The following is a 23385-nucleotide window of genomic DNA, read 5'->3' on the forward strand; positions in this document are numbered from 1 at the left end:
TTCGATGATGCAATAAAACATGCCTCCCATGTTGGAGGCATTTTTACATCAAGCACTTGTGTTCAAACATGCTTATTTATGCATTAAACGGGCTTTATCACGCTGCCAGTCACGGTCTTTTTCAGTGGCACGTTTATCATGCAGCTGTTTCCCTTTCACCAGGGCAATTTCCAGTTTGGCCAGCGGACCTTTCCAGTAACAGACTAGCGGCACACAGGAATAACCTTTCTGGTTCACCGCACCGAGCAGTTTGGCAATTTCTTTGCGGTTCAGTAACAGCTTGCGGGTACGGGTCGCTTCAGGCACCACATGGGTCGAAGCCGACAGTAAAGGTTGAATTTGGGCGCCAAATAAGAAGGCTTCACCATTTTTAAAGGTGATATAGCTTTCGGTCAGGCTCATACGACCGGCACGCAAAGACTTGACTTCCCAGCCTTGCAGGGACAGTCCGGCTTCAAATTTTTCTTCAATAAAATAATCGTGGCGTGCACGTTTGTTCTGTGCAATCGTGCCACTGGTATTTTTTTTAACTACAGTTGCTTTCGCCATAATGAGTCACTTCCAACGTTAGGCCTATTGTGCCCCAAACACAGGCATGCTGACAATTCCAAAATCAGCGCTGAATTACAGCACTATCGCAGGATTTTTGTGAAATTGGCCGAGTTTATTCACCAATAAATCAAGTTTTTGCTAAAATATGGCTCTACAAAACCAACTAGAGTAAAAATGGATGTCTAAAACTCGCGTGATTTATCCGGGGACCTTTGATCCAATCACCAATGGTCATATCGATTTAGTAACACGGGCGGCCAGAATGTTTGATGAAGTGGTGGTCGCAATTGCCATTGGTCATCATAAAAATCCGGTGTTTACTCTAGATGAGCGGGTAGAACTGGCCAAAACCTCACTCAGCCATTTACCCAATGTGGAATTTGTCGGCTTTGATGGCCTGCTGGTGAATTTCTTCCGCGAACAGCAGGCCACGGCGGTACTGCGTGGTTTACGTGCAGTGTCTGACTTTGAATACGAGTTTCAGCTGGCCAATATGAACCGTCAGCTGGATACCAATTTTGAAGCGGTATTTTTAACGCCGTCAGAGCAATATTCGTTTATTTCATCTACGCTGGTGCGTGAAATTGCGCGTTTAAAAGGAGATGTGACCAAGTTTGTACCGCAAACCGTGGTCGAAGCCTTTGAACGCAAACATCAACAAGGTTGGTAGCGTGTCTTTATATATTACCGATGAATGCATTAACTGCGATGTCTGTGAACCTGTGTGCCCGAATGAGGCTATTTTCATGGGCGAGCTGATTTATGAAATCAACCCGGCGCTGTGTACCGAATGTGTCGGGCATCATGATAAACCGCAGTGTCAGTTATTCTGTCCGGTGGACTGTATTCCGCATGATCCCCATCATGTCGAAACCCAGGAACAATTGCTGGAAAAGTATCAAAAACTGATTGATCAAAAAAGCACGAGCAATTAGTGCATTTATTTGTTAAGATGCGCCCTCGAAGTGAACCAGACGATCGCTGCTGTGGAGGTCTCCGTGACTAAAGCAGGGGAGGAAAGTCCGGGCTTCATAGGGCAGGGTGCCAGGTAACGCCTGGGCGGCGTGAGCCGACGGAAAGTGCAGCAGAGAGTAGACCGCCTTCATTCAGGTTTCTTTTTCGGAAGAAATCGAAGGTAAGGGTGAAAGGGTGCGGTAAGAGCGCACCGCATGACTGGTAACAGTTCATGGCATGGTAAACCCCACCAGAAGCAAGACCAAATAGGAATCCTGAGGTACGGCCCGTACTGGATTCGGGTAGGTCGCTTGAGCGTATGAGTGATTGTACGCCTAGAGGAATGATCGTTCTCGACAGAACCCGGCTTATCGGTTCACTTCACCAAATTTTGTACAATTAGCCTGTAGAAGGGCTTGACGTTATAAACATTACAGCAGATAATGCGCGCACAGTTTACGGCTATGTAGCTCAGTTGGTTAGAGCACCGCACTCATAATGCGGGGGTCACAAGTTCAAGTCTCGTCATAGCCACCATTTTTAAAGATCACATCCTTATGTGATCTTTTTTTTTGTCTTTAAAATCTGTGCTCGCAGTTGAGCTGCTGCACATCCAGCTTCAGCGTCTGCTGTAGCTGTTGAATCTGTTGCCAGCGTTGCTGCTGGTCGGCATAGACAAAAATTTTCTCATCGACCTGATCCAGTTTGGACACGGTAATTTTTTGTGCAGCACAATAACGGCCTTCATAGCGTTCCTGTGCAAGCGCCTGTTGTGCTTCAGGACTTAGGCGATCTGCGGTTAAAATCTTCTGCTGGCCTTTGGCATACTCGACCAGAATGCGTTTTTGCGGAATGGTGAACCAGAGATGACCATTAATAAATTCTGCGACATCGCGGCGTACCCCGTTATAGTCCACCATGAGTGGGGCAACCAGCTGACAGCCCGATAATGTCGCAACTAGCAGACTACTGATCCATATTTTTAACTGCATTGTGTTCAAGTGATTGATCCTGGAAAGTTTCATCATAGGCAGCGAAAAGGGTCTGACCCAAGTAAAAAATTGCAAATCCGGTTAAAAATTAATAAAAACGTCATGTTTTGCTTAAACAGTGTTCATTTGAGTAGATAAATATCTTGACGATAAAGTCCGAACTTTAGATAATGCGCACACAGTTTACGGCTATGTAGCTCAGTTGGTTAGAGCACCGCACTCATAATGCGGGGGTCACAGGTTCAAGTCCCGTCATAGCCACCATTTTAAAAGACCAAGCTCTCAGCTTGGTCTCTTTTTTTGTCTGTTCAAAAAGTCCAAAAAAATGTTGTGCAAACTCTCCGCGCAATTTAGATACCAGCGATGAATAAAATGCTGGCTTAGGAATTCAGCTGTTGCTGTACCCAGCTTAAGAATTCCTGTTTATGCGCAAGGGCCGGCGCTTTAGAACCATCAATCACTTTAGGCTTGCCATTAAATATACCTTTAAACAGATAAGACTGCCCAGCTTCAAACTCGATACTGCCTGTATCATGGATTTCGGCGAAAAACGCGTTCAGGCGCTCATACTGGCTATAGCGATGAAAATGCGGACGTTCAGTTAAATAATGATAAATCTGTTCTAAAGTCTGCAGGGTATTTCTTAGTGTCATATGAAATCCATTGCATCCAATTTTAGCTCATGCATATCTTGAACATAGGGTTAAACATAGACCGTTGTCTATCTGTTTTTAGTCAACCTAGACGATTCATTGATATTGGTTTTTTTGAATGACGTAGAACTCAAAAATATAGGATCGGTTTAGATGGCAGGGGAAGATGCGTATTCTAAGTAGCCTCATTCCAGCAGACAATAAAAAACCCCAAGACTGGCTTGAGGTTTTTAGGATGGATCAGATCAGGAGCTTATAGGCCCGGTTTCCAGCCATTGACTAATGGATAACGGCGTTCACGGCTAAAAGAACGTGATGTAATGCGTGGACCAATTGCGCCCTGACGGCGTTTGTATTCATTGCGGTCAACCAGACGCACCACTTTTTCAACCACAGCCTGATCAAAGCCTTTGGCAATAATATCGTCCTGGCTCAGGTCTTCTTCAATATAGGCATACAGGATCGCATCTAGCACATCATACGGTGGCAAAGAGTCCTGATCTTTCTGGTCCGGGCTCAGTTCAGCTGATGGCGGACGGCTAATTACACGCTCCGGAATCACCGGCTGTTCGCTTATACTGTTCCGGTATTTGGCCAGTTCAAACACGATGGTTTTGTAGACATCTTTGAGAACTGCATAACCACCAACCATATCGCCATACAGGGTGCAGTAACCGACTGACAGTTCAGATTTGTTACCAGTCGACAGGACCAGGTTGCCAAATTTATTGGATAAGCCCATTAGCAACGTACCGCGGGCACGGGCCTGCAGGTTTTCTTCGGTGGTATCAACCGGGCTATTGCCAAAGAATGGATACAGGGTTTGCATAAAGCTGTTCACAATCGAGTGAATTTCGGCAATGCCAAAGGTCACACCCATGGTTTTGGCTTGCTGTGCAGCATCTTCTACACTAATTTGCGCGGTATAGGTATACGGCATCATCACCGCTTGTACTTTGTCTGCACCCAGGGCATCAACCGCAATGGCCAAGGTTAGTGCAGAGTCAATCCCGCCAGATAAACCCAGAATTACGCCTGGGAAACCTGAACGTTGTACATAGTCACGTGTTGCCAGCACCAGACCCTGATAAATTTCAGCCATGGTGTCGAGGGCTGCCGCCTGTTCGCCCGTTTTATAGCGCTGCTGTTCGGCTTCATACTCCACCACAAACAGGCCTTCCTGATAGGTTGGCGCACGTAAAGCCAGTTCACCGTCTTTGCTGATCAGGAAGCTGGTGCCATCAAAGATCAGATCATCCTGACCACCAACCTGATTGACATAGGCCAGGTTCAGATTCAGCTGTTTGGCCAGCGCAGTCATGGTATCAATACGGTGCTGTGGTTTACCAACTTCGTATGGCGATGAATTCAGCACCAGCACGGTTTCTACATTCAGCTGGGCCAGTTGCTGTACAGTGGCTAAAGACCAGACATCTTCACAAATCAGTACGCCAAATTTATGCCCCAAGTATTCAAAGACCAGATGTTGATGACCTTCGTTAAAATAACGTTTTTCATCAAACACGCCGTAGTTCGGTAAATTCTGCTTGTTATAAATACCCAGAATCTGGCCATCTTTCATTACCGCAGCCGAGTTATAACGCTGGCCATCTTCAGTTTCATTGACAAAACCAAATACCACGACGATGTCTTTAATCTGGCTGAGCTGTTCAAAGGCCTTTTGCGTGCGTTTTTTGAGGCTTGGGCGTAACAGCAAATCTTCTGCTGGATAACCAATCAGAGAAAGCTCTGGGAAAATGATCAGGTCAGCCTGTTGTTTTTTCGCTTCATTTGCTTGTTCAAGCATTTTTTGCGCATTTGCTTCGAGATTGCCAATGTATGGAGAGAACTGTGCAAGGGCAATTTTAAAAGATTTCATTAATTTACGTCCTATTCCTATAGGGTTTTGAATACACGGGCTGCCGCTTGTAATTATGGTGATCGGGCAGCGGTGCATTCTGATACTAAAAAGTACTGCCGACTGGCTCAAGTATAAAAAGTAATACGCATACGACTTGATAAAATCTTATTTTGCAATGCAAAAAATCAGACGGGTTTATTTTATCTTAAATTAATTCAGATGCTAGAGCATATTCAGGATAATTGCATAGTAGCGGCAATTCGCGCCGTGAGAGAAGGCGCATAATGCTTTATTTAGTAAGCTTGAGTAACAAAAGCATGGGTTCGGTGAATCAGGCCTGATGGCACAAAAAACCGGCAGCTTGCAACATGAAAGCGCTATTGCAGCGCAGTTTAGGCCGGTGGATGCAGAATAATATTGTCAATCTTGTTTAAAAAAATATCGCGGGCAATATCGCCTTGCTGTTCAATGTTGTAGGCAAAAAACGGCTTACCGGGAATTAGCTGGTAACGGTAGGGATTATACCGCCCGGCAGACAGATAAAAAGCGGTTTGCAGCAGCGCACCTTTCAGCAGCACATTAATCTGCTGCTGATGCTGGTAAATATGTGTCATTTCATGAATCAGCACCGCCTGAAAGGCAAGCGGTGCCTGGCTATAATCTTCCCGGTACAATGGATCACGCACATGAATATAACCTTGCGGCGCCATCAGAATATGCGCCGGTTGCCAGGGCAAATAAGGATGATTCATGATGCTGACCCGGCTGTAATCAATCAGCTGCCCGAATACGCGCTGGCACAACGCAATTTCGCCCGGGGTTAAAGCCCGGCAGCGAAACTGCTCCAGTTTAAGCAGGCGCAGTAGCAGCGGTAACAGTTTCAATAACAGCATGGTGAAAGATCAGGTCGGGCCATTCAATTTTCCCAGTTATAACAAAACTGGCAGGCAGATATGTAGCAAAAATTTCATCTGCGGTGGCTTGCCGGTTTTTCTTCATTTCCGCAAACCGTTACAATGCAGTTTTTCGCGCAGGTTCAGGTATTCGATGAAAGCACGTATTCATACACTTATTTCGCAAATGTCCCAGCAGATGTATGAACGTGAACAGGTGATCGCACAAACCTTGCTGGCTGCTGTGGCTGGCAGTCATACCTTTTTATACGGCTTGCCGGGCACGGCCAAAAGCCTGATTTCCAGACGGGTTGCAGCCGCTTTTGAGGTCGATGCCTATTTTGAATATTTGATGAACCGCTTTAGTACCCCGGAAGAAATTTTTGGCCCAGTGTCAATTAAAGCCTTAAAAGAAGATCACTATATCCGTAAAACCGAGCATTATCTGCCCTGTGCCGATTTTGCTTTTCTGGATGAAATCTGGAAGGCCAGCCCGGCCATTTTAAATACCTTGCTGACTTTGGTGAATGAAAAAGTCTTTAAAAATGGCGAGCAGCTGCAGCAGGTGCCCTTAAGTGTGCTGATTGGTGCATCCAATGAAATTCCTGAACCGAATCAGGGACTGGATGCGCTGTATGACCGTTTTATTTTGCGTCTGGTGGTCGAACCCATTCAGCAGGCCGGCAATTTTCATCAGCTGCTACAAGCCAAACCGGGCAGTGCTCATTTACAGCTTGATGAATCACTTAAAATTACCCAGGCCGAGCTGGCCGAATGGCGCGAACAGATTCATGAAATTGAGCTGCCAGCTTTGGTATTACAGGTGATTGATCTGATTCGCCAGTATTTACAGCAGCATGTCGATGGCTTGTCGGTCTATATTTCGGACCGGCGCTGGCAACGTGTAGCCTATCTGCTCAAAGCTGCGGCATTTTTAAATGGCCGGCCGCAGGTCTTGGTCAGTGATCTGTATCTTCTGAAATCCTGCCTGTGGAATCAGCTGGAAGATATTCGGGAGATGCACAAGCTGATTGATCAGGCCATTCTGGAGATTGGCTTGCATGCCGATTTGCAATTGGAGTCACTAATTCAGCGCAAAGACGAGCTGGAACAGCAGATGCTGAACGCTTTTTACTATACCGATGATGTCTATGAAAGCTATCTGATTCAGGACAAGGAGTACTTAAGAGCAGTGACTCACCTGGATCATCATTATCAGGATAAAGTGCTGTATCTGTTATTAAATAAAATGGACAGCAAACAGGATTTCTTTGCTGTGGATGCTTCCGGTGAGGAAATTCGCGGCATCGTGTGTAACTTTAATGGCGGCCGGCTCTGTACCTTAAAAGGCGGCTATTATGGGCTGGAAGAAGTGGTCACACCGTATATTAAATACCCGAAAGGCAGCGCACGCCGTGTCATTGATGAAAAGTTGGTGCAGCAGTTGCGGGGAGAGCTTGCCCAGCTACAAAATGCACTGAGCAAAGATTTAGCCCTGTTACAGCAGCGTTTTAATGCCCAGTCAGCACATTTTGCTTCAGTCTTTGTTGCCGCCGCCGACAGTGCCCAGTTACAACAGCATGTGCAGCAGCAGTTACAGCGCTATCAGCTGCAACTGCAAGACTGCGCGCGGCTGGAACAGCTATGTCAAGGCTAGACCTGCAGCAGCATCAGCGTCAGCATACAGCGTTAGAGCAGTTGACCGGACAGCTGTATCAGGAGCTGGCCGATTCCTCCTTAAAACACTGGCTGGATGATCAGAAAGTCAGTCAGCATCTGGATGATAAAGTCCGGGCCTGGGCCTATCAGGCCAAATCCAGTCTCGATCAGCAGCATCCTTATAGGGAAGTGCAGCAACAACTGGAACACTGGCTGGCGCAGCCCTCCATCAATAGCGCCGAGTTTCAGCAGATGCAGGTGCAATATCAGGATTTTCAGGCTCAGCTGGGGCTGCCTGATTTAAGCCCGTTTTGGACTCAAAGCGCTACTTTCTCTGCCGGACAGCGCGAGCTACAGGCACAGTTATTAACAGAAAAATGGCAACGTAAACTGACCGAAGCCATTGCTCATTGGGAATTTGAGCAGCTGGCCTTGCAGCGGGATGCTTTTCTGGATGAGATTCGTGATTTTCTCAGCCAGATGCAGCGACTGGCCAAATACAAAGATGCCACCGGCATCGAAACCGGTATTTTTATTGACTATTCCAGAGGCCAGTTACAACCACAGGATATCCAGCAGTTTGAGCAATGGGCCAGCTATTTGCAGGAGGATCGTGAGCTGCAAGCCTTGTGCCAGAAAATCGGTTCTGCCCAGCCTGCACATTATCCGCGCCAGGCCGTGCAGCAGCATCGGCCAGAGCAGGAGCTGGAATTGCTGGAGCAGCACTGGCATGAAGAAATTACCGGTATTCAGCTGGCGCAGGATTTGAATCTGGCGCTGCCGAGCGAGCTGGCCTTACTGGCCGATCCCGATCTGGCGCTTTTATTTGACCTGAAATATCTGGAATCCAACCTGATGAGCTTTAACCTGCAAGGTCAGCACAGCAGTCGGGTAATTCAGGATCAAACAGCACGGCATAAGCGTCTGGGGCAAAAAGGCCCGATGATTTTGTGTCTGGACACCAGCGGTTCCATGCACGGCCAGCCGGAGCTGATTGCCAAAGCCATGAGTTTGTATCTGGCGATTCAGGCCATGAAAGCCAAACGTCCGATGTATCTGATTAACTTCTCGACCCAGCTGACCAGCCTGAATTTACTCGAAGGCTATTCGCTGGATGATCTGATTCACTTTCTTAGCCAGTCTTTTCATGGCGGCACCGATGTTATTCCCGCCATCGAACATGCCCTGTCGATGCTGGCCCAGCCAAATTTTCACAATGCCGATGTGCTGGTGGTGTCCGATTTCATCATGGGGCAGTTACCGACAGAACTGATGGCCCAAGTCGAGCAGCAGAAACAGCAGGGCACCGGTTTTTATGCGGTAGCGATTGGTAACTTCCGTTTTGAACATCTGAATCAGGGCCTGTTCGATCATCAGTGGATTTATCAGTCCAAAGAACGCAAAGTGCGTTATCTGCCCAGTAACCGCAGTGACAGAGTGTCCAAATAGGCGCTGACCCCAATTGACAAGGAAATGAGCTCTGCGGAAAAAAGTGTGAGCAAATTGTCAGACAATATTTTTAAAGTCACGATTTGCCAATTTTATGACGATTTTGGCAACTGGTTTCAATGCAGGGCTGGCTTAGTTTTGGTCTCATTCAGGTCGATGACCACGGTGTCTTGACCTGGCTCAAATGGACAAAACAAAGAGAATAGCCATGCAGATTGCTCAGTTTTTACCTCAGCCTGTTCGCCATTTTTTCAGCGCGACACCTTTTGATGCCGAGAAACAGTCGGCTGCCCTCCCAATCCGGCATATGAAATTCGACTTTAAGGCCGAAGAAATAGATCCCAAATTTTACTTGAATGCCGAACTGGCCAGTGCCTATTTTGCCTCGCTGTCGATTTTCCTGACCTATGGCGAAGATCTGGTGATTGACACCGCGCGTTATCATCGTGAGCTGTTAAATGATCCCGTGCTAAAACAGCGGGTCACCTCCCTAATTGGCCAGGAGGCGCTACATTCCAGATTGCATGAAGAGCTGAATGATGCCTTTCGGGATGCCGATCTGCCGGTTGAGCTGTTCCGTTCCTGGGCCAGATTTGTCTTTGATCACGGCTTTAACCGTTTGCCACAGCCGATGAAACTGTCGCTGATGGCTGGCATTGAACATTTCACCGCGGTGCTGGCCGAGTACATGATGAATCATGAGGAAATTTTCTTCCAGTCGCATGATGAAAAGCAGCGTGCCATCTGGATGTGGCACATGCTGGAAGAATCGGAACACAAAGACATTGCCTATGATGTGTTCCAGTCTTTATCCAACAGTTATGGCTTGCGCATTGCCGGTTTCTTCCCGGCGCTCATCACCATCCTGGTGCTGATTTCCATTGCCTCGCTGCTGGTGCCGTTTTATCGCAAACCGTCTAATTTGTTTAGCCTGAGTTACTGGAAAGACCTGCCGCGTAGCATCAAGCTGATTTTTGGTCTGCAAGATGGCGTGTATGGCAGTAGCTGGGCGCATATTCTGGATTATCTGCGTCCCGGTTTTCATCCGAATGACCATGATACTTCGGCCTTTTTAGCCTATTACAAGGAACGTTTGCTGCATCCGGAAAGCGGGGTGTTAACGCCGTATTTCGTCAAGGAATTTACCCCGGCGCTCAAAGTGTAAGGATGAAGAAGGATGATGGGATTATTTGCAAAAAAAGTGCGACTGAGCCAGCAGGCCTATGCGGTGGTGACCGGTGCAGGCAGTGGGATTGGACGCAGTTTTGCGCTGGAACTGGCCAGGCTTGGTGGCAGCGTGATCTGTGCCGATATCAATCTGGCGGCGGCTCAAGCAACCGCCAAGCAGATTGAACACCAGTTTGCGACTGCGGCCTTTGCGTTGCAATGTGATGTGGGTGTGGCCGAGCAGGTGCAGCAACTGGCTGAACAGTCTGAACAGCTGTTGGGCCATCCGGTGACTTTGCTGATCAATAATGCCGGTGTGGGGCTGGGTGGCAAGTTTGATGAAGTCAGCCTGGCCGACTGGCAATGGTGTATGCAGGTCAACTTATGGGGCGTGATCCATGGTTGTCATTATTTCGTACCGAAACTGAAACAGCAGGGTGGTGGTGCGATTATTAATGTCGCTTCGGCTGCTGGTTATACCGCAGCGCCGGAAATGACCGCCTATAACGTCAGCAAGTCCAGCGTACTGGCCTTGTCTGAAACCCTGTCTGCCGAGTTACGTGGCGCCAATATTCGCATCAATGTGTTATGCCCAACGCTGGTGCCGACCAATATCATGAAAAATGGCCGTTTGCCTGCGCATTATTCGGGACTGGCAGATCATTTGCTGACCCATTATGCCTTTGTCAGCTGTGAGCAGGTGGTAGCGCAGACCTTAAACAATTTAGACCGGGGCGAGCTGTATACCATTCCACAGCCAGATGCCAAACTGTTCTGGTGGTTCAAGCGTGCCGCGCCGCGTTTATATACCAAGCTGCTGGGTGTGGGTTATCCATTATTCAATAAATATGTACAAAAATCCTGAGTAGAAAAAAATGAAACAAGATGATCAAGTCACGTTGCAAACGGTCGCTGAGCCGGCCGATCTTGTGCTCAAAAAGCCTAGTCGAAAAGCCAAAAGTGCCAGTGCAGCATCAGCAAGGGCAGGGGCCAATCAGCCAAATTCTCAAACAACTGAGCAGCGCGGTAGATCAACTACTATGCCAGGCCGGGTCTATGACACCATTATTATTGGGGCGGGTATTTCCGGTCTGGCAGCGGCCTATAAACTGAATCAGGCTGGCTATCAGGATTATCTGGTGCTGGAAAAAGCCGGTCGGGTAGGAGGCACCTGGCGGGACAATACCTATCCGGGTTGTGGTTGTGATGTGCCCTCGGCCTTATATTCTTTTTCCTTTGCGCCAAGTCATGGCTGGAGTCATTTATTTGCCAAGCAGCCGGAAATCCTGCGTTATCTGGAAGATGTGGCGACCCGTTTTCAGCTATATGCCAAGATTGAATTTCATAATGAACTGCAAGATGCACGCTGGAATGAGACTGAACAGATGTGGGGGCTCAACACCAGCAAAGGGCGATACCGGGCCAGAACCGTGATTTTCTCTACCGGCCCGATTACCGAGCCGCAACTGCCGAAAATTAAAGGCATCGACAGTTTTAAGGGCGAAATGTTCCATTCGGCACGCTGGAACCATGCCTATGACCTGCGTGGTAAACGCATTGCGGTCATTGGCACCGGCGCCTCGGCCATTCAGTTTATTCCGAAAATTCAGCCTCTGGCCAAAGAGTTATATATTTTCCAGCGTACAGCGCCGTGGGTCTTGCCAAAGCCTGATCTGCCTCTGAATCAGATGATGAAAAGTACACTGGCCAAGTTTCCGGTCATCCAGCAGCGTTGGCGCGGTGCGGTATCGCAATCTTTGAATCTGATTAATTTTGGCCTGCGTCATCCACCTTTGTTGGAGCCCGTGAATGTACTCAGCCGGCAGCTGTTAAAATTACAGGTCAAAGATCCGGCTTTACGTCAGGCGGTTACCCCCCAATTTTTCGGTCGGCTGTAAGCGTTTACTGTTTGCCAATGATTATTATCCGGCCTTGCAGGCCCCGAATAGCACTTTAATTCCGCATGGCTTGGTGGAAATTGAAGGCAATACGGTGATTTCCGCCAATGGTGACCGGCATGAGGTCGATGTGATTATCTGGGGAACGGGCTTTGAGGTGTCACATCCACCGATTGGTCGCCGTGTGCAGAATGCCCAAGGCCAACGACTTTCCGAGCTGTGGCAGAGCAGTTCACCCGAAGCCTTTTTGGGCACCAGTATCCAGCATTTACCCAATGCCTTTTTGGTGCTCGGGCCGAATATTCTGGCCTATGATTCCTTTATTGGCATTGCCGAAGCGCAACTGGACTATATTGTCAGTGGTTTATTGCAAATGAAAGCCAAGGGCTTAAAGCGCATTGAAATCAAGCCGGATGTGCTGAAATACCACAATGCCAAAGTACAGACTCATGTGCAGAAAACTGTGTTTAACCGTGGCGGCTGTCAAAGTTATTATCTGGACCAGAATGGTCGCAACTTTGCCGCCTGGCCGTGGTCACTGGCCGAGTTAAAGCGACGTTTACAGCGCCTAGATCTGGAGCATTATCAGGTAGCTTAACGTACTTTTGCGCTGAATATTGGCGTTGCCTCGGTCTGGTCGAAACGCGCATTTAGTTTGAATGTCCATAAAAAAACCACCCAAACGGGTGGTTTTTTCGTCGTTGAACGCGAACCGGATTAACGGTTGATGTCGCGTTGAACTTCGCCAGTGTAAAGCTGACGAGGACGACCGATCTTGTAAGGACCGCTGTGCATTTCTAACCAGTGGCTGATCCAACCAACTGTACGTGCAAGCGCGAAGATCACAGTAAACATTTCTGTCGGGATACCAATCGCTTTCAGGATGATACCAGAGTAGAAGTCTACGTTTGGATACAGGTTACGCTTGATGAAGTATTCGTCAGAAAGCGCGATACGCTCAAGTTCCATTGCTAACGCTAATTGTGGATCGTTGATACCTAATGCACCAAGAACTTCGTCGCAAGTCTCTTTCATTACTTTCGCGCGTGGGTCGAAGTTTTTGTAAACACGGTGACCGAAGCCCATCAGTTTAACTTCTTTAGTCTTCACTTTTTCCATGAAGCCAGCAACGTTTTCTACAGTGCCGATTTCATCCAGCATCTTAAGAACTGCTTCGTTCGCACCACCGTGCGCAGGACCCCAAAGTGCAGAGATACCCGCAGCGATACAAGCATAAGGGTTAGCACCGGTAGAACCCGCTAAACGTACTGTAGACGTAGACGCGTTTTGCTCGTGGTCAGCGTGAAGAGTGAAGATACGGTCCATTGCTTTGGCAAGAATCGGGTTCACTTTGTAGTCACGGTCTGCAGGTGTAGCAAACATCATGTACAGGAAGTTTTCAGCGTAGCTTAAATCGTTACGTGGGTAAACGAATGGTTGACCAACAGTGTACTTGTAGCTCCAAGCTGCTAAAGTAGGAATCTTCGCGATTAAACGGATCGCAGTGATTTCACGGTGGTTAACATCTTCGATGTCCAGGTTGTTGTGATAGAACGCAGATAATGCACCCACAACACCAACCATGATCGCCATAGGATGCGCATCACGACGGAAACCGTTATAGAAGCGGCTAACTTGGTCGTGAACCATGGTGTGGTTACGAACTTTCGCGTCAAACTCTTCTTTTTGCTCAGCTGTTGGAAGCTCGCCGTTTAATAACAGGTAGCAAGTTTCCAGGTAATCAGCTTTAGTCGCCAATTGATCAATCGGGTAACCGCGGTGTAACAGAACACCTTTGTTACCGTCAATGAATGTGATCTTAGATTCACAAGAAGCTGTCGCCATAAAACCAGGATCAAAAGTAAAGTGACCTGCAGCCAACACATCCTTAACGTCAATTACATCTGGGCCCAATGTGCCGCTGTAAATTGGTAATTCAATTTCTTTGCCATCAAGCTGTAAAACGGCTTTCTTGCCAGTTGCTTCAGACATTCAATAGATCTCCTGTCCTGGTGAATGTTGATCTGACTCGTAGTATCAATCTTTTAATGCGCGAATCAGACGGATCGAAAATTTGCTATAAGATTAGTGTGTACTGAAATTTTGTCAATTATACTTATGGATAAAAAGTGACGCTGACACAGCAGCTTAGTCAAAAAATATTCGTATGAAAAACTGAGTAAAATCACAGCACCGACGCGCTATAATAAGTCAAATTCCCGGACAGGTGCAGAAAAAAATAATAGGAATGCTTTAATTGTAAGCAATTTTTTAGCGTTAAAAGCTCTTGAAAAGCCAGGCTGCTGGAATTTTAAGCTTTCCGAAATGTATCTGTTTTTCATAACTTAGCTGGGCTTTGCTGGTTCTGCTGCTGCATTGTTATTCATAAATAAAAGCGCTAAGTCTGTCATTTTTTTAGGTTTAACTGGTTAAAAAATAGCTGATTAAATCAGCCATTCAGCCAGTTAACTTGTTCTGATGCGCTGAAATTGCAAGTAAAGTCAGAGCAATCTGTCAGCTTTTGCAAGACTCAAAATCCAAATGCCGGCCTGAAGCGGGAAGCACGGGCAGGGCGCTGAAAATATTTCATGTTGTTTGCCTGATAGCAAATATTCAAGGAAAAAATATTCAGGCACCCAAAGATAAAGTGAAAAGATTCAACAATATAGTGTCTAGACATTTACTGTGCTGCTTTAGTCTAAATATTTCAGTCCGGTGAAAATTGCAATTATAGCTAAAACCAATAGCAGAAATATAAAATAAATTAATAAAAAACAGTGAGATGATGCCTTAAAGATGTATCCGGTTGATGTGTTTCATAAATTACCTATTTGTTAATGATTCTTATTTAAGGATTTTTTGTTCAAAAAGCCCAGTGCGGTTGTTTGTATTTTAATAGTTGACGTTTTATAATTCAGTGTCGTTTTGAATATAGGCATTCGAATGCCTAGCAATGCCAGCTTTCCTTCGAATTAATTCCAACAAACTCCGGATGGAGTTTTTACTTACAGGATGCCCGCTGTGAAAAGCAACAGACCTGTCAATTTGTCCATGGGTCAAGTTTTATCAGTAAACTTAAAATCACCTGTGGCTATTGCATCAATTTTACACCGTCTTTCAGGTGTCATCGTATTTTTACTCGTACCGGTACTTCTTTGGTTATTAGACAAGTCTTTGTCTTCGCCAGAAGGTTTTGCAGAAGTACAGGAAATCTTTAACGGTTTCTTTGTCCGCTTTATCGTATGGGTATTTGTAGCCGGATTAATCTATCACTTCATCGCTGGTGTCAAGCATTTACTTGCTGACCTTGGTGTTGCAGAGGAACTGCAAAGTGGTCGTGTTGCAGCTACTATCGCATTAGTCTTGTCTGCGATTGGTATTCTCGCAGCCTTTGTATGGATTGTTCTCTAATGAAAAGTGCTACAGGTTTAACGGGTTCAGGTTCTCGCGACTGGTTTATCCAACGCGTAAGTGCTGTTGTTCTTGCTGTTTATACCGTTGTGGTATTTGGTTGGATTCTGCTGAATGGCGGATTTAACTTTGAACAGTGGTACGGCTTTATGATGACATTACCAATGAAGATTTTATCTTTATTGGCAGTCTTATCTCTTGTTGCACACGCATGGATTGGTATGTGGCAGGTATTCACAGATTACGTGACTACTCGTCAGATGGGTCCTTCAGCTTCAGGTTTACGCCTAGTGCTGACTTCAGCAGTGATTATTGCTGTTTTTGCATACGCAATCTGGGCAATCCAGATTTTCTGGGCGAATTGATAGGAAGATATCATGGGCGCGATTAACCCTAAAGAAGATTATTCAAATATTCCACACCAATTTTTTGACGCAGTCATCGTTGGTGGTGGTGGTTCAGGTATGCGTGCATCTTACCAACTTGCTCAAGCGGGTTTGAAAGTTGCAGTACTGACCAAAGTATTCCCAACACGTTCGCACACGGTTGCGGCGCAAGGTGGTATTGGTGCATCTCTTGGTAACATGCAAGAAGATAACTGGCACTACCACTTCTATGACACAGTTAAAGGTTCTGACTGGTTAGGCGACCAAGACGCGATCGAATTCATGACGCGTGAAGCGCCACAAGTGGTTTATGAATTAGAACACTTGGGTATGCCATTTGACCGTAACGCAGACGGTACAATTTACCAGCGTCCATTCGGTGGTCACTCTGCAAACTACGGTGAAAAAGCTGTGCCACGTGCATGTGCTGCTGCTGACCGTACAGGCCACGCGCTGCTTCACACGCTTTATCAAAGCAACGTGAAAATGGGGACTCAATTTTTCGTTGAATGGATTGCACTTGACTTAATCCGTAACGAAGCAGGCGACGTACTCGGTGTAACTGCAATTGACCAGGAAACAGGTAAAATTGCGGTATTCCAAGCTAAAGCGACGCTATTCGCTACTGGTGGTGCAGGTCGTGTTTACCGTGCCTCTACTAACGCGTATATCAACACGGGTGACGGTCTTGGTATGGCTGCTCGTGCAGGTATTCCATTACAGGATATGGAATTCTGGCAATTCCACCCAACAGGTGTTGCGGGCGCAGGCGTATTGTTAACGGAAGGCTGTCGTGGTGAGGGTGGTATCCTTCGTAACGATTCTGGCGAACCGTTCATGGAACGTTATGCTCCAACTTTAAAAGACTTGGCGCCACGTGACTTCGTATCACGCTCTATGGACCAGGAAATTAAAGAAGGCCGTGGTTGTGGTCCGAACAAAGACTACATCTTGCTGGATATGACGCACCTGGGTGCTGACACGATCATGAAACGTCTGCCATCTGTATTCGAGATTGGCAAGAAATTCGCGAACGTTGACTGTACTAAAGAGCCAATTCCGGTTGTACCAACAATCCATTACCAAATGGGTGGTATTCCGACCAACATTCATGGTCAGGTTGTTGTTCCAGAATCTCGTGAAACGACTCCACTGGTTGCCAACTACGACAAAGACACTGACACATATTCTACAAATGCGGAAGGTCGTGACTTTGCGAAACCTGTAAAAGGTTTCTATGCAATTGGTGAATGTTCATGTGTATCTGTACACGGTGCAAACCGTTTGGGTACTAACTCACTGCTTGACCTGGTGGTATTTGGTAAAGCGGCTGGTCAACATATCATTGAGTATGTAACTAAACAGCACGATGGCGAGTACGAACCACTACCTACAACTGTACTTGAAAACACGCTGAACCGTATTCGTAAACTTGACGAATCAACTTCAGGTGAAAACGCTCAAGAAGTTGCGGATGCAATTCGTAACATCGTTCAGGATCACGCAGGTGTATTCCGTACTTCAGCATTGCTTGAAGAAGGTGTGAAACAGATTCTTGCGCTTGAACCACGTGTTCGCAATATCCACCTGAAAGACAAATCTAAAGTCTTCAACACTGCACGTGTAGAAGCATTAGAAGTTGAAAACCTATACGAAGTCGCAAAAGCAACCTTGATTTCTGCTGCTGCGCGTAAAGAGTGTCGTGGTGCGCACACTGTTGTAGACTTTGAATTACCACCAGATCACCCGACTTATTCTTATGGTCGTCGTGATGATGAGTGGATGAAGCACACTCTGTGGTTCTCTGCAGACAACCGTCTTGAGTACAAACCAGTACGTTACAAGCCGCTTTCTGTTGCAGCTATTCCACCTAAACCACGTACATTCTAATCAGGAGAAACAAGATGAGTAGAGGTACTCGTACATTTCATATCTACCGCTATGATCCTGATAAGGATAAAGCACCGTACATGCAAACATTCAAGCTGGAATTGACTGATAAGCATCGTATGTTGCTTGACGCACTTTTGGCGTTGAAAGTACAAGACGAAACTTTAACGTTCCGTCGTTCTTGCCGCGAAGGTATTTGTGGTTCTGATGGTGTAAACATCAATGGTAAAAACGGTTTGGCGTGTCTTTGGAACCTGAACGATTTACCAAATGAAATCACCATTCGTCCATTACCAGGTCTGCCAGTGATCAAAGACCTAGTTGTTGATATGAATCAGTTCTACGACCAGTACAACAAGATTCAGCCATTCTTGATCAACAACCAGCCTGCGCCACCAAAAGAGCGTTTACAGTCTCAGGAAGACCGTGAGCACCTAGATGGCCTGTATGAATGTATTTTATGTGCATGCTGTTCAACTTCATGCCCATCATTCTGGTGGAACCCGGACAAATTCCTGGGTCCTTCAGCGCTGTTGAATGCTTACCGCTTCATCATCGATTCACGTGATACTGCAACTCAAGAGCGTCTGGCGCGTCTTGACGACCCGTTCTCGCTGTTCCGTTGTAAAGGCATCATGAACTGTGTGTCAGTTTGTCCGAAAGGTCTGAACCCAACCAAAGCAATCGGTCACATCCGTAACATGCTTCTGGATACTGCAGGTTAATCTGAACGCCAGTTTGGTGAACTCAAAAAAGCACATCTCCGGATGTGCTTTTTTTATGCTGCTTTATTGAACACTTGAGTGGGGTTGGTCTGATGAGATGCATTGCTGCATACAAACTGGGTATGAAAAGTGCAGGTGAATAGTTTTAAATCAATCCTCTACAAAAGTGTAATAGAGTGATGGTATTTTGTTTTAATACGCCCAGAAATGGGGCATGAGACTGCAAAAAGTGGTGCAAGATGTTATTATATAATGCAAGTTGAAGAGGGCAGATTGAAAGATGTGCTCTCTTTTGTTTTATGGAATAAAGAAGCCGTTGGACTTTGGTCTTAATTGCTTCTAATTATTAAATAAAGCACCATATGTTAGAGCAAAATATGTTTCTTGTATTTCGCCAATTTATAGGAGGTATACGTCAAAAAAATCAATTGAGAGTTGGAGATCATGTTACGATTAATAAACTTCTATATTTAAAAATTGAGGTTGAATTTATGTACATTTTTTCAACATTTAAAGAGATGTAGAAAGCCAGAAATTAGAGTAAACCTATTTAGAAAAGCTAATTTGCCGAATTAATTTTTCTAAGTCGATTTGCAAAAAAATTGCTCGGTTTTGGCCGAGTATAAAATGAGTGATGATGCCAATCAGGGCGTTATGATTCATTATTCACATTGGGTAGTCCTAATGTAGTGATAACGCCTCATGACAGTTGTCGAATGGGGACGAATGTCATGTTACCAATTTGACATTATCAATCATGGGTTTTGCTTAAAAAGCATCCTGAAAAATGTTTTTGCAATAGGAAATGGGTCCACAAATGCAAGAAGTTGCTGACGCTCTGCGTCTTGACACTGAACTTTCCGCTGATAGTGCAGCGTATATTGAAGAACTTTATGAGCAGTATTTAACGTCTCCAGAGTCAGTTGGTGAAGACTGGAGAGTGTACTTCGATAAATTCCCAAAAGGTGATCAACCTCATAGCAATGTACGTGAGCAATTCCTTTTATTGGGTCGCAACTCAAATCGTATTCAGTCTGTGGCTCAAAGCGCGGTAAGCTCTGAGCATGAACGTCGTCAAATAGGCGTCCTGCAACTGATCGCAGCGTATCGTAATCGTGGTCACCAAAAAGCAAAATTAGATCCGCTAGGTTTGGCAAAACGCGAAGAAGTGCCAGATCTTGATCTTGCTGCGCACGGTTTAACCAAATCTGATTTAGATACCGTATTCAACACAGGCAACCTGGCGATTGGTAAAACAGATACCACGCTGGGCGAAATGGTTGAAGCGATGGAAGCAACTTACTGCGGTTCAATTGGTGCAGAGTACATGCACATTGTTGACACCAAAGAGAAACGCTGGATTCAACAGCGCCTTGAAAGTGCTCGTGGTCAGTATGGCTTCAATGCAGAACAGAAAAAACACTTCCTTGAGCGTTTAACTGCCGCTGAAGGTCTGGAAAAATATTTAGGTAATAAATACGTTGGTGCAAAACGCTTTGGTGTGGAAGGTGGTGAATCTTTCATTCCAATGGTTAACGAACTAATTCAACGGGCCGGTGCGGTTGGTTGTAAAGAAGTCGTGATTGGTATGCCACACCGTGGCCGTCTGAACTTGCTGGTTAACATCATGGGTAAAAACCCGGCTGACCTGTTTGGCGAGTTTGAAGGTAAATCTTTACACAAGAAAGGTTCGGGTGACGTTAAGTACCACCAAGGTTTCTCATCTAACGTAATGACCCCAGGTGGCGAAGTTCACTTGGCATTGGCGTTTAACCCGTCGCACCTTGAAATTGTTGGACCTGTGGTTGAAGGTTCGGTACGTGCCCGTCAAGTACGTCGTAAAGACATTGGTGGCGATGACGTATTGCCATTAATCGTACACGGTGATGCTGCATTTGCAGGTCAGGGCGTGAACCAGGAAACTTTCCAGATGTCACAAACACGCGGTTATACCGTGGGTGGTACTGTGCACATCGTAATTAACAACCAGGTTGGTTTCACTACCTCTGATCCACGTGATGCGCGTTCTACAGAATACTGTACCGACATCGCGAAAATGGTTCAGGCGCCAGTATTCCACGTGAATGGTGATGATCCTGAAGCGGTAATCTTCGTAACGCAATTGGCACACGACTTCCGTCATACTTTCCGTAAAGACGTAGTGATTGACCTGTTCTGTTACCGTCGTCGTGGTCACAACGAAGCGGATGAGCCATCTGCAACCCAGCCACTGATGTATCAGGTCATCAACAAGAAAGCCACTACACGTACTTTGTATGCAGACCAGCTGGTACAACAGGGCGTATTAGATCGCGCTGCTGCAGACCAAATGGTTGAAGACTACCGTGCCGATCTTGAAGCAGGTAATCACGTTGCCAATGCACTGGTTCTTGAACCGAACAAGAAAATGTTTGTGGACTGGACGCCGTACCTGGGCCATGAATACACTGATGTATGGGATACCACTTTCCCGGCTGAGCGCTTAAAAGAGCTTGGTGAAGGCATGCGTAAACTTCCAGAAGGTTTCGTGATGCAGCGTCAGGTGTCTAAAGTGATTGACGAACGTCTGAAAATGCAGACCGGCGAAATGCCGCTGAACTGGGGTGCTGCTGAAACTCTAGCCTATGCAACACTGCTAGATCAGGGTTACCTGGTACGTATTACTGGTGAAGACGTAGGTCGCGGTACCTTCTCGCACCGTCATGCCAAACTGCACAACCAGGTTGATGGCGAAACTTATATTCCACTGTGCCATGTGAAAGAAAACCAGCCGCGTTTTGCTTTATATGACTCGCTATTGTCTGAAATGGCGGTACTGGCATTTGAATATGGTTATGCGACCACGATTCCACACGGTCTGATCATTTGGGAAGCACAATTTGGTGACTTCGCTAACTGTGCGCAAGTGGTGATTGACCAGTTCATCGCCTCTGGTGAAACCAAGTGGGAACGTGTATGTGGTTTAACCATGTTACTGCCACACGGCTTTGAAGGTCAGGGTCCGGAACACTCATCTGCACGTTTAGAACGTTTCTTACAGCTGTGTGCTGAAGATAACATGCAAGTGATTACTCCGACTACACCAGCACAGATTTTCCACGCTTTACGTCGTCAGGCAATTCGTCCAATCCGTAAGCCAATGATTGTGATGTCACCGAAATCATTGCTGCGTCACAAACTGGCAACTTCATCTCTTGATGAGCTGGCAACTGGTACTTTCCAGACTGTGATTGACGAAATCGACAGCAACATCAACAAGGCCGACGTGACCCGTCTGGTACTTTGTGGTGGTAAAGTGTATTACGACCTGCTTGAAAAACGTCGTGAAAAAGAATTGAACAACACGGCAATTGTTCGTATTGAACAGTTGTATCCATACCCAGAACAACGCATTGCGGAAATTCTTGAAGCCTATCCAAACGTGAAAGAACTGGTTTGGACTCAGGAAGAACCGAAGAACCAAGGTGCTTGGTTGTTCATCGCGCCGCGTCTATATGATGACGTGATGAAAGCTGGTAAACAGGTTCGTATCAGCTTTGCTGGTCGTGAGGCTTCTGCCGCTCCAGCGTGTGGTTCACCATATTTGCATGCAAAACAACAAGCTCAGCTCATCAATGACGCGCTTGCGATCGTAGCTGAATAACAGGAGATTCGAAGTAATGGCAACCGAAATTAAAGCACCGGTATTTCCAGAGTCAGTTGCAGATGGAACAATCGCGACTTGGCACAAACAACCAGGTGAAGCAGTATCACGTGATGAAGTGATCTGTGACATCGAAACTGACAAAGTTGTTCTGGAAGTTGTAGCTCCTGCAGACGGTACGATTGCTCAAATCATTAAAAATGAAGGCGATACTGTACTTTCAAATGAAGTGATTGCACAGTTTGAAGAAGGTGCTGCATCTGGCGCTGCGCAAACTCAAGCAGTTCAGTCTGAAGAGAAAGTTGAACAGGCGGCTGCGAAAACTGAAGCAGGTGCAGCACCTGTAGTTGAGCGTGCTCAACCTGTTGCGGACCAGGCACCAGCAGTGCGTAAAGCATTGACTGAAACCGGTATCAACGCTGCTGACGTACAAGGTACAGGCCGTGGCGGTCGCATCACTAAAGAAGATGTGGCCAACCACCAGGCGAAACCAGCAGCTGCGCCTTTAACTGCAGCAGTAGGCGAGCGTATCGAGAAACGTGTTCCTATGACGCGTTTACGTAAGCGTGTAGCTGAACGTTTACTTGCAGCGACTCAAGAAACTGCAATGTTGACGACGTTCAACGAAGTGAACATGAAACCAATCATGGAAATGCGTAAGCAATATAAAGACGCATTTGAAAAACGCCACGGTGCGCGTCTTGGCTTCATGTCATTCTTCGTAAAAGCAGCGACTGAAGCGCTAAAACGCTACCCAGCAGTAAACGCATCAATTGATGGCGACGATATCGTTTATCACGGTTACTATGACATCGGTGTAGCTGTATCTTCTGACCGTGGTCTGGTGGTTCCTGTATTACGTGATACAGACCGTATGAACTACGCTGAAGTTGAATCTGGCATTGGTGCTTATGCTGCGAAAGCGCGTGAAGGCAAACTTGCGATTGAAGACATGACTGGCGGTACATTCACCATTACTAACGGTGGTACTTTCGGTTCACTGCTGTCTACGCCAATTCTAAACACGCCACAAACGGCTATTCTGGGTATGCACAAAATCCAGGAACGTCCTATGGCAGTCAATGGTCAGGTTGAAATCTTGCCAATGATGTATTTAGCGCTGTCTTATGACCACCGTTTAATCGATGGTAAAGAAGCGGTAGGTTTCCTTGTAACAATCAAAGAATTGTTAGAAGAGCCAGCTAAACTTATCCTTGACTTATAATTTATTAATTAAAAATCTCTCCTAACC

General features: G+C 46.3%; 18 protein-coding genes, 2 tRNA genes, 1 other RNA gene and 1 pseudogene. 16 read left to right on the forward strand and 6 right to left on the reverse strand.

Features of this window, described 5'->3' with window-relative positions; genetic code table 11:
• Positions 1 to 72: 72 nt before the first annotated feature.
• Positions 73 to 549 carry an SsrA-binding protein SmpB gene (gene smpB / locus P253_RS00950; protein WP_005176206.1) on the reverse strand — a complete coding sequence of 159 codons (477 nt, stop codon included), beginning with the start codon at positions 547 to 549 and terminating at the stop codon, positions 73 to 75.
• Between the two features lie 181 nt (positions 550 to 730).
• Between smpB and coaD the strand changes: the two genes are divergently transcribed.
• The 4 genes from coaD to P253_RS00965 all read left to right on the forward strand — a co-directional run bounded on the left by coaD (position 731) and on the right by P253_RS00965 (position 2043).
• The gene (gene coaD, locus P253_RS00955) at positions 731 to 1222 is read left to right on the forward strand and encodes a pantetheine-phosphate adenylyltransferase (protein ID WP_005176208.1); all 492 of its coding nucleotides are present in this window, start codon (positions 731 to 733) and stop codon (positions 1220 to 1222) included.
• A 1-nt stretch (position 1223) separates the two neighbouring features.
• Positions 1224 to 1487, forward strand: a complete 264-nt coding sequence (locus P253_RS00960; RefSeq protein ID WP_034597403.1) for a YfhL family 4Fe-4S dicluster ferredoxin — start codon at positions 1224 to 1226, stop codon at positions 1485 to 1487.
• Between the two features lie 27 nt (positions 1488 to 1514).
• Positions 1515 to 1893, forward strand: an RNA gene (rnpB, locus tag P253_RS15300) — RNase P RNA component class A.
• A gap of 73 nt (positions 1894 to 1966) precedes the next feature.
• A tRNA-Met gene (locus P253_RS00965) sits at positions 1967 to 2043 on the forward strand.
• A 41-nt stretch (positions 2044 to 2084) separates the two neighbouring features.
• On the opposite strand, the gene P253_RS00970 is transcribed toward P253_RS00965, so the two are convergent.
• Positions 2085 to 2498 carry a hypothetical protein gene (locus tag P253_RS00970; protein ID WP_225876425.1) on the reverse strand — a complete coding sequence of 138 codons (414 nt, stop codon included), beginning with the start codon at positions 2496 to 2498 and terminating at the stop codon, positions 2085 to 2087.
• A gap of 187 nt (positions 2499 to 2685) precedes the next feature.
• Between P253_RS00970 and P253_RS00975 the strand changes: the two genes are divergently transcribed.
• Positions 2686 to 2762, forward strand: a tRNA-Met gene (locus tag P253_RS00975).
• A 116-nt stretch (positions 2763 to 2878) separates the two neighbouring features.
• On the opposite strand, the gene P253_RS00980 is transcribed toward P253_RS00975, so the two are convergent.
• The 3 genes from P253_RS00980 to P253_RS00990 all read right to left on the reverse strand — a co-directional run bounded on the left by P253_RS00980 (position 2879) and on the right by P253_RS00990 (position 5905).
• Positions 2879 to 3151: a hypothetical protein gene (locus P253_RS00980; RefSeq protein WP_016659913.1), complete on the reverse strand. Its 273-nt coding sequence runs from the start codon at positions 3149 to 3151 to the stop codon at positions 2879 to 2881.
• Positions 3152 to 3404: 253 nt separating this feature from the next.
• Complete coding sequence (locus tag P253_RS00985) at positions 3405 to 5030, reverse strand: NAD+ synthase (RefSeq protein WP_005176221.1); 1626 nt, start codon at positions 5028 to 5030, stop codon at positions 3405 to 3407.
• A 374-nt stretch (positions 5031 to 5404) separates the two neighbouring features.
• Positions 5405 to 5905: a hypothetical protein gene (locus P253_RS00990; RefSeq protein WP_016659914.1), complete on the reverse strand. Its 501-nt coding sequence runs from the start codon at positions 5903 to 5905 to the stop codon at positions 5405 to 5407.
• Positions 5906 to 6059: 154 nt separating this feature from the next.
• On the opposite strand from P253_RS00990, the gene P253_RS00995 reads away from it, so the two are divergent.
• The 5 genes and pseudogenes from P253_RS00995 (at position 6060) to P253_RS01015 (ending at position 12676) form a co-directional block, all read left to right on the forward strand.
• Entirely contained in the window at positions 6060 to 7562 is a 1503-nt protein-coding gene (locus tag P253_RS00995; protein WP_005176226.1) for an AAA family ATPase, read from the forward strand.
• Entirely contained in the window at positions 7550 to 9013 is a 1464-nt protein-coding gene (locus P253_RS01000) for a VWA domain-containing protein (RefSeq protein WP_005176227.1), read from the forward strand. The genes P253_RS00995 and P253_RS01000 overlap by 13 nt, the downstream gene beginning before the upstream one ends.
• 208 nt (positions 9014 to 9221) lie before the next feature.
• A complete protein-coding gene (locus tag P253_RS01005) occupies positions 9222 to 10178 on the forward strand; it encodes a metal-dependent hydrolase (RefSeq protein ID WP_016659915.1) in 957 nt (318 codons plus the stop codon).
• 15 nt (positions 10179 to 10193) lie between these two features.
• Positions 10194 to 11045 (forward strand): SDR family NAD(P)-dependent oxidoreductase, encoded by an 852-nt coding sequence (locus P253_RS01010; protein WP_035363054.1) that lies wholly within the window; start codon positions 10194 to 10196, stop codon positions 11043 to 11045.
• A 175-nt stretch (positions 11046 to 11220) separates the two neighbouring features.
• Positions 11221 to 12676, forward strand: a pseudogene (locus P253_RS01015) (flavin-containing monooxygenase).
• A 119-nt stretch (positions 12677 to 12795) separates the two neighbouring features.
• Here P253_RS01015 and gltA read toward each other — a convergent pair.
• Positions 12796 to 14070 carry a citrate synthase gene (gene gltA, locus P253_RS01020; RefSeq protein WP_005176240.1) on the reverse strand — a complete coding sequence of 425 codons (1275 nt, stop codon included), beginning with the start codon at positions 14068 to 14070 and terminating at the stop codon, positions 12796 to 12798.
• Between the two features lie 1020 nt (positions 14071 to 15090).
• Between gltA and sdhC the strand changes: the two genes are divergently transcribed.
• From sdhC to odhB, 6 genes are all read left to right on the forward strand, one after another.
• Positions 15091 to 15489 (forward strand): succinate dehydrogenase, cytochrome b556 subunit, encoded by a 399-nt coding sequence (gene sdhC, locus P253_RS01025; protein WP_005176242.1) that lies wholly within the window; start codon positions 15091 to 15093, stop codon positions 15487 to 15489.
• Entirely contained in the window at positions 15489 to 15854 is a 366-nt protein-coding gene (sdhD, locus tag P253_RS01030) for a succinate dehydrogenase, hydrophobic membrane anchor protein (RefSeq protein ID WP_005176252.1), read from the forward strand. The genes sdhC and sdhD overlap by 1 nt, the downstream gene beginning before the upstream one ends.
• 12 nt (positions 15855 to 15866) lie before the next feature.
• Positions 15867 to 17765, forward strand: coding sequence for an FAD-binding protein (locus tag P253_RS01035; protein WP_005176254.1), 1899 nt, complete (start codon positions 15867 to 15869; stop codon positions 17763 to 17765).
• A gap of 14 nt (positions 17766 to 17779) precedes the next feature.
• Positions 17780 to 18490, forward strand: coding sequence for a succinate dehydrogenase iron-sulfur subunit (locus tag P253_RS01040; RefSeq protein ID WP_005176256.1), 711 nt, complete (start codon positions 17780 to 17782; stop codon positions 18488 to 18490).
• Positions 18491 to 19307: 817 nt separating this feature from the next.
• Positions 19308 to 22133, forward strand: a complete 2826-nt coding sequence (locus P253_RS01045) for a 2-oxoglutarate dehydrogenase E1 component (protein ID WP_016659920.1) — start codon at positions 19308 to 19310, stop codon at positions 22131 to 22133.
• A 16-nt stretch (positions 22134 to 22149) separates the two neighbouring features.
• Entirely contained in the window at positions 22150 to 23358 is a 1209-nt protein-coding gene (odhB, locus tag P253_RS01050; RefSeq protein ID WP_005176259.1) for a 2-oxoglutarate dehydrogenase complex dihydrolipoyllysine-residue succinyltransferase, read from the forward strand.
• Positions 23359 to 23385: the final 27 nt, after the last annotated feature.

The sequence above is a fragment of the Acinetobacter indicus CIP 110367 genome (genome assembly GCF_000488255.1).
GTDB classification, from domain to species: domain Bacteria; phylum Pseudomonadota; class Gammaproteobacteria; order Pseudomonadales; family Moraxellaceae; genus Acinetobacter; species Acinetobacter indicus.

Excerpts from the sequence above, each read along its gene's own strand:
- smpB (WP_005176206.1), bottom strand. The coding sequence starts at position 549 with ATGGCGAAAGCAACTGTAGTTAAAAAAAATACCAGTGGCACGATTGCA.
- coaD (WP_005176208.1), top strand. The coding sequence starts at position 731 with ATGTCTAAAACTCGCGTGATTTATCCGGGGACCTTTGATCCAATCACC.
- P253_RS00970 (WP_225876425.1), bottom strand. The coding sequence starts at position 2,498 with ATGCAGTTAAAAATATGGATCAGTAGTCTGCTAGTTGCGACATTATCG.
- P253_RS00980 (WP_016659913.1), bottom strand. The coding sequence starts at position 3,151 with ATGACACTAAGAAATACCCTGCAGACTTTAGAACAGATTTATCATTAT.
- P253_RS00985 (WP_005176221.1), bottom strand. The coding sequence starts at position 5,030 with ATGAAATCTTTTAAAATTGCCCTTGCACAGTTCTCTCCATACATTGGC.
- P253_RS00990 (WP_016659914.1), bottom strand. The coding sequence starts at position 5,905 with ATGCTGTTATTGAAACTGTTACCGCTGCTACTGCGCCTGCTTAAACTG.
- P253_RS00995 (WP_005176226.1), top strand. The coding sequence starts at position 6,060 with ATGAAAGCACGTATTCATACACTTATTTCGCAAATGTCCCAGCAGATG.
- P253_RS01000 (WP_005176227.1), top strand. The coding sequence starts at position 7,550 with ATGTCAAGGCTAGACCTGCAGCAGCATCAGCGTCAGCATACAGCGTTA.
- P253_RS01005 (WP_016659915.1), top strand. The coding sequence starts at position 9,222 with ATGCAGATTGCTCAGTTTTTACCTCAGCCTGTTCGCCATTTTTTCAGC.
- P253_RS01010 (WP_035363054.1), top strand. The coding sequence starts at position 10,194 with ATGGGATTATTTGCAAAAAAAGTGCGACTGAGCCAGCAGGCCTATGCG.
- gltA (WP_005176240.1), bottom strand. The coding sequence starts at position 14,070 with ATGTCTGAAGCAACTGGCAAGAAAGCCGTTTTACAGCTTGATGGCAAA.
- sdhC (WP_005176242.1), top strand. The coding sequence starts at position 15,091 with ATGCCCGCTGTGAAAAGCAACAGACCTGTCAATTTGTCCATGGGTCAA.
- sdhD (WP_005176252.1), top strand. The coding sequence starts at position 15,489 with ATGAAAAGTGCTACAGGTTTAACGGGTTCAGGTTCTCGCGACTGGTTT.
- P253_RS01035 (WP_005176254.1), top strand. The coding sequence starts at position 15,867 with ATGGGCGCGATTAACCCTAAAGAAGATTATTCAAATATTCCACACCAA.
- P253_RS01040 (WP_005176256.1), top strand. The coding sequence starts at position 17,780 with ATGAGTAGAGGTACTCGTACATTTCATATCTACCGCTATGATCCTGAT.
- P253_RS01045 (WP_016659920.1), top strand. The coding sequence starts at position 19,308 with ATGCAAGAAGTTGCTGACGCTCTGCGTCTTGACACTGAACTTTCCGCT.
- odhB (WP_005176259.1), top strand. The coding sequence starts at position 22,150 with ATGGCAACCGAAATTAAAGCACCGGTATTTCCAGAGTCAGTTGCAGAT.